This is a genomic window from Telluribacter humicola (genome assembly GCF_017355935.1).
In the GTDB taxonomy this organism is placed as follows: domain Bacteria; phylum Bacteroidota; class Bacteroidia; order Cytophagales; family Spirosomataceae; genus Telluribacter; species Telluribacter humicola.
Genome location: NZ_JAFIQT010000009.1, coordinates 151,610 through 162,018, shown reverse-complemented (window position 1 = coordinate 162,018; position 10,409 = coordinate 151,610). Strand labels below are relative to the sequence as shown.

8 protein-coding genes are annotated in these 10,409 nt (G+C 49.6%); 6 read left to right on the top strand and 2 right to left on the bottom strand.

From position 1 onward, the window contains the following. Positions 1 to 487 precede the first annotated feature (487 nt). Complete coding sequence (locus tag JUB14_RS25430) at positions 488 to 2,929, bottom strand: ribonucleoside-diphosphate reductase subunit alpha (protein ID WP_207509690.1); 2,442 nt, start codon at positions 2,927 to 2,929, stop codon at positions 488 to 490. A 483-nt stretch (positions 2,930 to 3,412) separates the two neighbouring features. Here JUB14_RS25430 and JUB14_RS25425 point away from each other — a divergent pair, with 483 nt between their 5' ends. The 6 genes from JUB14_RS25425 (at position 3,413) to hemC (ending at position 8,622) form a co-directional block, all read left to right on the top strand. Beyond that, positions 3,413 to 3,655 carry a type B 50S ribosomal protein L31 gene (locus JUB14_RS25425; protein ID WP_207509683.1) on the top strand — a complete coding sequence of 81 codons (243 nt, stop codon included), beginning with the start codon at positions 3,413 to 3,415 and terminating at the stop codon, positions 3,653 to 3,655. Positions 3,656 to 3,787: 132 nt separating this feature from the next. Continuing rightward, entirely contained in the window at positions 3,788 to 4,999 is a 1,212-nt protein-coding gene (locus tag JUB14_RS25420) for a GlmU family protein (RefSeq protein ID WP_207509682.1), read from the top strand. Positions 5,000 to 5,005: 6 nt separating this feature from the next. Then, positions 5,006 to 6,124 carry a DNA polymerase III subunit delta' gene (holB, locus tag JUB14_RS25415; RefSeq protein WP_207509681.1) on the top strand — a complete coding sequence of 373 codons (1,119 nt, stop codon included), beginning with the start codon at positions 5,006 to 5,008 and terminating at the stop codon, positions 6,122 to 6,124. Next, a complete protein-coding gene (locus tag JUB14_RS25410) occupies positions 6,121 to 6,627 on the top strand; it encodes an ATP-dependent zinc protease family protein (protein ID WP_207509680.1) in 507 nt (168 codons plus the stop codon). The genes holB and JUB14_RS25410 overlap by 4 nt, the downstream gene beginning before the upstream one ends. Before the next feature lie 9 nt (positions 6,628 to 6,636). Continuing rightward, entirely contained in the window at positions 6,637 to 7,539 is a 903-nt protein-coding gene (gene rimK / locus JUB14_RS25405; RefSeq protein ID WP_207509679.1) for a 30S ribosomal protein S6--L-glutamate ligase, read from the top strand. A 147-nt stretch (positions 7,540 to 7,686) separates the two neighbouring features. After that, positions 7,687 to 8,622: a hydroxymethylbilane synthase gene (gene hemC / locus JUB14_RS25400; protein WP_207509678.1), complete on the top strand. Its 936-nt coding sequence runs from the start codon at positions 7,687 to 7,689 to the stop codon at positions 8,620 to 8,622. 90 nt (positions 8,623 to 8,712) lie between these two features. Here the strand turns inward: hemC and JUB14_RS25395 are convergent, their stop codons facing one another. Continuing rightward, positions 8,713 to 10,398, bottom strand: a complete 1,686-nt coding sequence (locus JUB14_RS25395) for a RagB/SusD family nutrient uptake outer membrane protein (protein WP_207509677.1) — start codon at positions 10,396 to 10,398, stop codon at positions 8,713 to 8,715. Positions 10,399 to 10,409 lie beyond the last annotated feature (11 nt).

Below are 10,409 nucleotides of genomic sequence, written 5' to 3'. Positions count from 1 at the left end.
ACCTGGTTATAACGGCACCGGGAGTCTTGTTAGTTCCTCACAAAGGAGAGAACTTTTTGCTTCACTACTCAGGGGCTTCTTGCGGCCCCAGGTCAGCCGTCTGCTGTGCCTTTCTTCCCGTTGATTGGGAGTGCAAAAGTAGTATACACACTACCTGTTCTGCAAGTACTTTAGGAAATATTTTTCAGGTTTCTGCTAAGGAGCTGATTGGCTGATGCTTCCGATCCGAAGCCTTAGATATAACTTCGTGGTAGCTCTGGTTGTTCCTTTGGACGGGAGTTTTGTAGAACATTCTATTATAGAAGAAAGATACTCCCAGTGTTGCTTTTAGTTGTTCCTTACCACTGCCTATATATAGGATAGCAGCTTATTTTATCATAAAAAAAGGCCCCTGTCTTTGTTGGACAGGGGCCTTTAAGGTGTAATATAGTAGCGCCGCTAAGGGGCTTCTAGTTCTTCATCTTATGAAGGTTTCTCAAACGTAGCCTTATGCACCGCAAGCCTCACAGCCTTCGGGATCGTCGAGAGAACACTGCATATCGGAGCGGCTGTCACGAGTGACTGGCTTCTTGTGCTCTTCCGCGTACTGAGCGTAGTTGAGCTCTTTCTCTTCCACACTTACCACGGCGGGTTCGATCTGGGCTTCGGCCTGCTTCTGCACCGTGAACTTGACCGGATCGGCGGCGGCACGGGTACGCAGGTAGTACATACCAGTCTTGAGGCCTTTCTTCCAGGCGTAGAAGTGCATAGAGGTCAGCTTACCAAAGTTAGGATCTTCCATGAAGATGTTGAGCGACTGTGACTGGCATATAAAGGCCCCACGATCAGCCGACATATCCATAATAGCACGCTGCTTGATCTCCCAGGCCGTTTTGTACAGGTCTTTGATGTTCTGAGGAATCTCAGGAATAGGCTGAACCGAGCCATTGGCCATGATCAGCTTATTCTTCATGTCCTCATTCCAGAGTCCGAGCTTCACGAGGTCTTTCAGAAGGAACTTGTTAACTACAACAAACTCTCCGGAAAGTACGCGGCGTACGTAGATATTGGAAGTGAATGGCTCGAAGCACTCGTTGTTACCGAGGATCTGGCTGGTTGAAGCGGTTGGCATAGGTGCCATAAGCAGTGAGTTGCGTACACCGTACTTCATCACTTCTTTACGCAGCTTCTCCCAATCCCAGCGGTTGCTGTCGGGCTTCACTCCCCACATATCAAACTGGAATATACCTTGTGAGATAGGACTACCAGCCCAGGTCTCGTAAGGTCCTTCTTTACGGGCCAGCTCCATAGAAGCTTCCATAGCACCGTAATAGATGGTCTCGAATATATCTTTATTTAGCTGACGAGCTTCGTCCGAGTCAAACGGCATACGCATGAGACAGAAAGCATCTGCCAATCCCTGAATACCTATACCTATAGGACGGTGACGCTTGTTGCTGCGCTCAGCCTCGGGTACGGGGTAGTAGTTCAGGTCAATGATCTTGTTAAGGTTACGTGTTACGACCTTAGTGATATCAAAGAGCTGCTTGTGGTCGAAACGCACAAAGCCGTCGGCCCCTTTGGTCACGAACTTAGGCAGTGCGATCGAAGCCAGGTTACACACGGCTACCTCGTCGGCAGCGGTGTACTCCATGATCTCAGTACAGAGGTTCGATGATTTGATAGTACCCAGGTTCTTCTGGTTGGACTTGCCATTGGCGTGGTCCTTGTACAACATATAAGGTGTACCTGTCTCGATCTGTGACTCCAGAATTGCGAACCAAAGGTCCTGTGCCTTGATGGTCTTGCGAGCCTTGCCTTCAAGTTCGTATTGCTCATACAGTTTTTCGAATTCTTCGCTGTGGGTATCGGCCAGTCCCGGACACTCGTGCGGGCAGAACAACGACCAGGTGTCATTGGCCTCTACACGCTTCATGAACAGGTCCGGAATCCACATGGCGTAGAACAGGTCACGGGCCCGGCGCTCTTCCTTACCGTGGTTCTTTTTTAGATCCAGGAAGTCAAAGATATCGGCATGCCACGGCTCCATATAGATAGCAAACGAGCCTTTGCGCTTTCCACCTCCCTGGTCTACGTAGCGAGCGGTATCGTTAAATACACGCAGCATAGGTACTATACCATTGGAAGTACCATTGGTACCTTTGATATAGGACCCGGTAGCACGGACATTGTGGATGCTCAAACCAATACCCCCCGCCGACTGCGAGATAAGCGCACACTGCTTCAAGGTATCATATATACCGTTGATGCTATCCTCCTGCATGGTAAGCAGGAAGCACGACGACATCTGCGGCTTAGGAGTACCTGCGTTAAATAAGGTAGGCGTAGCATGCGTAAACCACTTCTCTGATAGCAGATTATAAGTTTCGACAGCCGCCTGAACATCAGTCTGGTGAATACCGATAGCCACACGCATGAGCATGTGCTGCGGACGCTCAGCGATTTTTCCGTCTACCTTTAACAGGTATGACTTCTCGAGGGTCTTGTACCCAAAGTAGTCATACGCGTAGTCGCGGTCATATATAATAGTAGAGTCCAGTACCGCAGCGTTGCGGCGGATCACGTCGTATACTTCCTTAGAGATCAAAGAAGCATTCTCCCCCGTTTTGGGGTCCACGTACGTATACAAGCGCTTCATCGTTGCCGAGAAGGACTTCAACGTATTCTTATGTAAATTAGAAATAGCAATACGCGCTGCCAGAATAGCGTAATCAGGGTGCTTGGTAGTCATGGAAGCAGCAGTCTCCGCAGCCAGGTTGTCAAGCTCAGCCGTAGTCACACCGTCATAAATACCGGCCACCACTTTCTTAGCTACCTCAATGGGCTGAATATAGTTCCCATCGAGACCATAGCAGAGCTTTTCAATTCGAGCTGTGATTTTGTCGAATTTCACAGACTCTCTTCGACCATCGCGTTTGATTACGTACATTGGCATGGTATAGAGTTGGTTTTCAAGAAGTTATAGATTGATTTTAATACTCACTCAGACGTAGCGCCTCAAAATTTTTCCTTGAAGTAACGGCTTTAGCGGTGAAAAAACAACGGGCTTTTTCGGGCCTCAGGGAAAAATCTAATCGGTTTTGAATGTTAATGAATTGTTAAGATTCTTATTTCAAGCCGCTTATAGAATTCACTACCTAACCTATCCTATCAAAATAATACCACAAAAAAATTTACCCCACAAAAAGGCTGGTAGTTACTTGTTAATCAAACAGTTACTATGTACGCGTGCTCTATAATTTAACTACTATAACTCAGTTGGTCAAGAAAATGATTTGAGTTTAGGCCATAAACTTCGTCAATGACTGAAAATAAAAAATATAACCTGCAGTGTTTGGGGAGATAAGAATAAGTTCCTATTTTTGCAGTCCTTTTCGCAGAAACGTAAATAACACATTAACAATAGATAACGATGAAAAAAGATATTCATCCTACTTACAGAGACGTAGTTTTTTGGGATTTGTCAAGCGACGACAAGTTTATTACCCGTTCGACTATCCAAACCAGCGAAACTATTCAGTGGGAAGATGGTAAAGAGTACCCTGTTTACAAGGTAGAAGTTTCTTCTAAGTCACACCCTTTCTACACAGGTAAGAACGTACTGGTTGATACAGCCGGTCGTGTTGACAAGTTCAGAAAGCGTTACGGCAAGTAATAGCCCGCATATAAGGAACATAAGTACTAGTGAGGCAGTCTCCCATTGCAGCAGCAAAGAGACTGCCTCTTTTTTTTGCCCGATCCAATAAATTGGGCGAAATTTGAACGTACCATACCATATCCCATTGGCATGATTAACGTAGTCCTGTTCGACGATCCAGCCTTACGCATTCAATTACTTCCGTTTACCTTTACACGACCTGTTGCGGGTATTCGTTGCGGCATCAGAACCCTAGCCGAAAAATGGACTGATGTACTGGATACTCTCCCATCGTACCTGACTGAGCCCTATCTGCAGAACAGGTTTCCGCTAGTAACTGCCGAAGATAATCTGTACATAAATGGTTCTCTCTGTCCGGACGAGTCGGTGGTCTCTGCCCTAAAAGCGCTGCCCTCCGAAACGGCCCTGGTATCGGAGCAAAATGAACTACTGTCTATACGGACTACTTCCAACTGGCGTCCTGATTCAGATATTACTGTCTCCAACGTTCAACAGTATACCCAGCCTATCGTCATGATCCGGCAACTGTGGGATATATTCGGAGAGAATGGCGCACAGATCAAAGCCGACTTCAAACAGATTACAAAGGGGCGTACTTCAGCCGGAGTGACTGACCCCTTTACGCGCTGCTATAATCCGGAGGCTATCTTTATAGAGGAGGGAGCTAGTATCAAAGCGGCTATTCTGAACGCTGAGAACGGTCCTATCTATATTGGTAAGAATGCCGTGATCAGCGAGGGATCGGTAGTGCAGGGGCCTTTTGCCATGGGAGAAGAATCCGTACTTAATCTGGGAGCTACTATCCGCCCCAACACTACCCTGGGTCCCTATTGTAAAGTAGGCGGCGAAGTCAATAACTCAGTCCTATTCGGGTACAGCAATAAAGCGCACTCGGGCTACCTGGGCAACTCAGTACTGGGTGAATGGTGTAACCTGGGCGCTAATACCAACAACTCGAACCTCAAGAATGACTATACCAACGTAAAGCTATACAGCTACGCGAAGGGCGAACTGGTAGATACCGGACGGTTGTTCTGCGGACTCTTCATGGGCGACTACACCAAAGCCGGCATTAGTACCATGTTCAATACGGGTACGGTGGTAGGTGTTAATGTGAATATATTCGGAGCAGGCTTTCAGCCAAAGTTCATCCCGTCGTTTACGTGGGGAGGACAAGCCGAGGGCTTTAGTACCTACCGCTTCGAGAAAGCCATGGCCGTAGACCGCGAAACGGTAATCCGTCGTGAGGTACCGTTTGGAGAAGCGGAAGAAACCCTGCTATGGGAAGTATTTGAGCGTACGCAGGCCGTACGCATGAAACAAGATATACGTTCTTTCTGATATACCGTGCTATTCAAAGATATACCCGGCCAGGACTACGTAAAGCAGGCGCTTATACGGTCGGTTCACCACAACCACGTAGCACACGCACAGCTCTTTGACGGTCCCGCCGGCGGAGGTACCCTGGCGCTGGCGCTCGCGTTTGCTACCTACATCAACTGTGAGGAGCGACTGAATGACGATGCCTGCGGACACTGTGCCTCCTGCGTCAAAATGAACAAGCTGGTTCACCCCGACCTTCACTCTATTTTTCCGATTGCCAGTTCCAAAAAAGTAGGCGGCAACACGAGTGAGGCTTTTCTGCCCCTTTGGCGCGAATTTGTCCTAGAAAGTCCCTACAGGGTGCTGCCTGAGTGGCTGGACTTTATTAATGCCGAAAATAAGCAGGGAAATATTTCGGTAGAAGAAGCCCGGAATGTACTGCGTAAGCTGGCTCTTACATCATACGAAGGCGAATACAAGATCCTGATTATCTGGAAGCCGGAGCTGATGAATATTGCCTCGGCCAACGCCCTGCTCAAAATCCTGGAAGAACCTCCGGCCAAGACACTTTTTATACTGGTAAGCGATCAGTCTGACCGCCTGCTTACTACCATCCTGTCACGTACACAACGGGTCGCTGTTCCGGCTTTTGACGACGACGAGGTCAGTGATTTTTTACAAAAGCATCATCAGGTAGAGGAAAGCCGTGCCCGACAGATCGCCTACCTTTGCGACGGTAACCTGGCCGAAGCCAAACGCATGGCCAAAGAGAGCCCCGATGACCGCCAGACCTGGTTTGCCGACTGGATGCGCTCCTGCTACAGGAATGATGTGGTGCACCTGGTCAAACTGGCTGACGCCTTTGATGCCATGAACAAAGAAACACAGAAGGGGCTTTTTGAGTATTCATTACGGTTATTCCGTGATATGCTCGTATGGACCCAGGGAGCGGGTGAACTACTACGTGTACCGGGCGAGGAGCTGTCTTTCGTACAGAACTTTTCGAAAGCGGTTTCTATTAACGCACTGGAAGGCATGGTTGGTGAAGTCAACGAGGCTTACTACCACGTAGAGCGTAATGTGCGGGCCAAAATGGTATTCCTGGACCTGTCCCTTACGGTGGCACAGCTTTTTAAAAAATGAAAAAAAAGCCGAAGAAGTCGTCCAAAAAACAAAGTAAAGATGTTATCGGAGCAACGGAGATCGTAGACTTCCCTGAATTGGGTTGGCACGATGTACAGGCCCGTGTTGATACGGGAGCCGCTACCTCCGCTATTCACTGCTCACGGGTACGTCTGGTCAGGCAGGGCGAACAAACCCGGCTCAGCTTTTATCTGGACGTACAGAAGGGAGCTCCCAGACAGCGCTTTTCGGTGAGTGATTTTAAAGAAAGAACCATAAAAAATTCATTTGGTCAGGAAGAACGCCGTTATATAATCAAAACACAGATTACGCTGTTTGGGCGAAAGATCCGAACGGAGTTCTCATTGGCCGATCGCCAGAAAATGACATATCCGGTACTTATAGGCCGTAAACTTCTTAATGGACGATTCATTGTTGACGTTTCCCAGAAGAACCTTTCATCACAAACAAAAAAATCCAGTACATCCGAAAAACCGGATGCCTCTGCTTCAACAATCGCTTAAAACTCATATATGAAAATTGCCGTTTTATCCACCAATCCCGACCTTTACTCTACACGAAGGCTGGTGGAGGCTATTAAGACTAAAGGTCATGAGGCTGTGGTCATTGACCATACTAAATGCTTCCTGATTGTAGAGGGAGGGAAACCTTCTGTTATATATAAAAATGAACTAATAACGGATATTGATGCCATCATACCTCGCATTGGTAGCTCAGTAACGGCCTTTGGCTGCTCGGTTGTGCGTCAATTTGAGTTGATGAAGGTGTTTTCGACGGTGAAGTCCCAGGCGATTACGCGATCACGCGATAAGCTGCGAAGTATGCAGATCCTGACCAAAGCCGGGGTCGATATTCCGAAGACCGTTTTTGCCAAGAATGCCACGCAGGTAAAAGACCTCATCAAGATCGTGGGGGGACCGCCGGTGGTCATAAAATTGCTGGAAGGTACTCAGGGCGTAGGTGTGGTGCTGGCTGAGAGCGCACAGGCGGCCAAGTCGACGATAGAGGCTTTTTATGGATTAAAGGCTAACTTTCTGATCCAGGAGTTCATAGCGGAGTCCGGTGGAGCTGATATCAGAGCTTTCGTGATCGGCAACCGCGTAGTAGCGGCCATGAAGCGCCAGGGTATGGAGGGTGAATTCCGCTCCAATCTGCACCAGGGCGGCGAAGGACAACGCATTGAACTGACTCCGCAGGAAGAAGAAACGGCCATAGCGGCAGCCCGGGCACTGGGTGTACGAGTGGCGGGGGTCGATATGCTACAGTCAAAGCGGGGGCCTCTGGTGATGGAGGTCAACTCCTCACCGGGACTGAAAGGAATTGAAAAAACCTCCGGCATCGACGTAGCCGCGGAGGTCATCAGCTATATAGAAGAAAAGATCAAAGCGGACGAAGGAGATACTGTTGGGGTTTAGCTGCTGTAGGCTTTATGCTATAAGCTATACGCTTCTTCGGTGTGACATTCATCAGGGTTTAGAAATAGGATTTGTACTAATTTTGTTTCCATAGTGCTTACTGCTTTGGGCATATAGCCTAAGGCATACAGCCTAAAGCAACTAAAAATGCATATAAAGATTGGAACGCGAGGTAGTAAACTGGCCCTATGGCAGGCATACTACGTCGAGGAGCTTTTACAGAAAGGAGGGCTTACTACGGAGATCGTAATCATCGAAACTAAAGGTGATAAGATCCTGGACCGCTCCCTGTCAAAGATCGGCTCGAAGGGAGTATTTACGGAAGAGCTGGAAGATCAGCTACGCTTTGGCGGCATTGATATAGCCGTCCACAGCGCCAAGGATCTGCAGTCATCGCTACCGGCAGAGTTTGAGATCCTGGCCTTTACCGAACGCGAGCAGGCCAACGACGTACTGGTAAGCTATGACAAGAGTCTTTCGCTGAAGAGCGGAAAGCCCTTTGTGGTAGGTACCTCCTCTACCCGGCGGGTGGCTGTCCTGAAGCACTTCTACCCCCACATCAAGACGGTGGACATGCGCGGTAACCTGCAGACCCGCCTACGAAAGCTGGAAGAGGGACAGTGCGACGCGCTGCTACTGGCTTATGCCGGTGTGCACCGCATGGAATACGATGATATGATCGCAGAGCATCTTTCGCTGGATGAGTTTACACCCGCCGTCGGACAGGGTAGCGTGGCCATCGAGTGTATTGCTTCGCTGGACGAAGAAAAGAAAAATACTCTGCGTCGCCTACTCAACCATCCTGCCAGCGAGGTGTGCCTGCGGGCCGAGCGGGCATTCCTGAAGTACCTGCAGGGAGGCTGTAGCGTACCGGTATTCGGGCTGGCTACTTCTACTGACGGCCAGCTTTCCGTCACGGGAGGAATCATTCGCCTCAATGGTAGTGAGCTACTTCGCCGCACCCAAACGGGGCCTGACGCTGATGCTGAGCAATTGGGTACAGCCCTGGCCGAAGAGCTGATAGCTGCCGGAGCGGGTGAGATCCTGGCCGAAATCAAGTCGCAGCAGATTCAGCAGTTATAGCTTAGAACTGCGTATTGTTATATAAAAAGAAAGCACGCCCGATGGGCGTGCTTTCTTTTGTTAAAGGGTTATTTACACTAATTGCTCTGCTTAGTAGCCTGGGTTCTGCTGAAGGTAGCCGGGTAAGTTAGAGGCACCGTCAATGGCCGTCTGCGGAATCGGGAAAATCCGTTTTTGCTTGTCCGTATTGGTCTTTTCGGTCCAGGTATCTTCGTACTTACCAAACCGGATCATATCCGTACGGCGCTGATGCTCCCAGTACAGTTCAAAGCCCCGCTCCCGGTACAACAGATCCAGCGACATGCTGGTCAGGGGAGGTGGAGGCGTAGTAGCAGTACGGGCAGCCCGCACGGTATTTACATCAGCCAGGGCGCTGGCAGCGTCACCTCCTTTGCGGAGCTTAGCTTCGGCCCGCATCAGGTATACATCAGCCAGCCGCAGAATAACGATATCAGCCTCGCCGAAGTTACGTCCACTGGCAGACTTCCGGCTGAACTCATACTTTTCCACCCGATAACCTGTGTTGTAGTCGCTTCCTTCTACGGTAAAATCAATCTTCTCTGTGAAGTTAACAGGCAACGTAGGACGGTTGCGGGTATCGTTAAAGAGCGGGCCTACCAGCATACGTCCATCCGGGCACTTCAGGAAAGCACCGTTTTTCCGGATCAAACCATACTGCTGACCACGCAAAATACCTCGGTTGATGTGGAAGTTTTCGGCCGCTACGCAGGTGGCTTCGGGGTTTGTATAGATTTCCAGGTTCTGCTTGTGGAAGCGAGGGTCCACCGATGGGTCCAGGGGAGCGTAGGCATTGACCCAGGTCTGGTAGTAGTCAGAGGTAATACCCGGTCCGTCGGTACCGTTGGCAGCCGGGAAGGCTGGCAGCGGGAACTGATCGCCCGACAGGGAGAAGTAAGCCATGCGGTTATGACCATTGAGATCAGCCCGCTGATCTACCGCAAAAATGAGCTCCTTATTATCGTGGTTGTTGTCATCAAAGATCGAGAAGTACTCCCTGGCCAGCTGGTACTGTCCCGACGAGATAATCTTATCCGTATACTCTATTACCTTATCCATATCCTCCGGCTTGAAATTGAAGGTAGCCGCGTAGGGATCACGGTACACGGCAGCATTGAGGTGTAGCCGCGCCAACAGGCCCCATACGGCTCCTTTGGTCAGGCGACCAGGCCCTACATTAGTTTCCAGATTGGGCTCAGCAGCCAGAAATTCGCTCTTGATATATTCGACAGCCTGCTCGCCCCGCAGTATGGTAGAAGTAGCACTCAGGTCATCTTTGACAAACACCAATCCGAAAAGATCCAGCGTCAGCATAGAGTAGTACGCCCGCATACCCCGCGCTTCGGCCAGGTACATCCGGCTTACAGGATCATCGAGTGTTGGCAGAGTATTAATAGCGGTAATCGCCCGGGATATACTTTGCAGCAGCAGATTCCAGGTATTGCGCAGGTTAGGATCGGTACTGGTGTACGTATGCTGGTGCATGGCCAGGTAGATACCATTGTCCCCCCAGTCGGTACCACCCCGGTAAGGCAGGATAGCCTCATCGGTCGAAATCTCCTGTATAGCAAAGTAGTTGGTGTGCTGAAAGAGGTTAGGTAGCAGAGCGTATACCGGGGCAATGATCCCATCAGCCGCCTGCCGATCCGATAGCCCCGTTGCGGAGGTCTCGTCCAGCACGTTTTCCATCAGGTTGGTACAGCTATTCAGTACTAACATGCCACTTAGGGCTGCGATAGCGATATATTTCTTCTTCATGGGGTCTCTGA

Coding starts and splice junctions, on each gene's coding strand:
- JUB14_RS25425 (WP_207509683.1), top strand. CDS start 3,413: ATGAAAAAAGATATTCATCCTACTTACAGAGACGTAGTTTTTTGGGAT.
- JUB14_RS25420 (WP_207509682.1), top strand. CDS start 3,788: ATGATTAACGTAGTCCTGTTCGACGATCCAGCCTTACGCATTCAATTA.
- JUB14_RS25395 (WP_207509677.1), bottom strand. CDS start 10,398: ATGAAGAAGAAATATATCGCTATCGCAGCCCTAAGTGGCATGTTAGTA.
- hemC (WP_207509678.1), top strand. CDS start 7,687: ATGCATATAAAGATTGGAACGCGAGGTAGTAAACTGGCCCTATGGCAG.
- JUB14_RS25430 (WP_207509690.1), bottom strand. CDS start 2,929: ATGTACGTAATCAAACGCGATGGTCGAAGAGAGTCTGTGAAATTCGAC.
- rimK (WP_207509679.1), top strand. CDS start 6,637: ATGAAAATTGCCGTTTTATCCACCAATCCCGACCTTTACTCTACACGA.
- JUB14_RS25410 (WP_207509680.1), top strand. CDS start 6,121: ATGAAAAAAAAGCCGAAGAAGTCGTCCAAAAAACAAAGTAAAGATGTT.